Origin of the sequence: Kocuria rosea (assembly GCF_023715525.1) — a bacterium.
GTDB lineage: Bacteria > Actinomycetota > Actinomycetes > Actinomycetales > Micrococcaceae > Kocuria > Kocuria rosea_A.
Map to the genome: position 1 here is coordinate 1 of NZ_JAMBOG010000060.1, position 502 is coordinate 502.

A 502-nucleotide genomic window follows, 5' to 3' on the forward strand; every position below is an offset into this window, starting at 1 on the left:
GGCGTCGGGGTCGCCCTGGTACTGGAAGCCGGGCACCAGGGCGGCGGCCCCGGGATTGTTGCGGTCGGCGGCCGCGACGATCTGCGCCGCCCGCCGCGCCTCGGCCTGCTGGACGGCCACGACCGGCACGACCACCAGCGCCAGGCAGACGGCGACCACGACCGCCAGGCGCCGTTTGCGCTGCTCCGGCCACGCCCAGGCCTTCAGCGGCTTCTCGACCCAGCGGGTCAGCGCCACCGCGGCCACCACGCACACGACCACCAGCACCACCCCCGAGCGCGGTCCTGCCATCGGCCGGTCGCGCAGCACCAGATAGGTGATCAGCAGCGGCCAGTGGATCAGGTACAGCGCGTAGGCGGAGGACCCCAGGGCGGTCAGCGGCCGCGAGGACAGGACCCGGTCCAGGCCGAACCGGGAGCCGGACTGGCCGGCGACGATGATCGCCGCCGCCGAGGCCAGCGGCCACAGCGCGATCCACCCGGGGAAGGCCCCCTGCACGTCG

General features: G+C 75.3%; 1 pseudogene. It reads right to left on the reverse strand.

What is annotated here, in order from left to right:
- Positions 1 to 502 (reverse strand): annotated as a pseudogene (locus M3185_RS16960) (acyltransferase family protein); the annotation flags it as partial.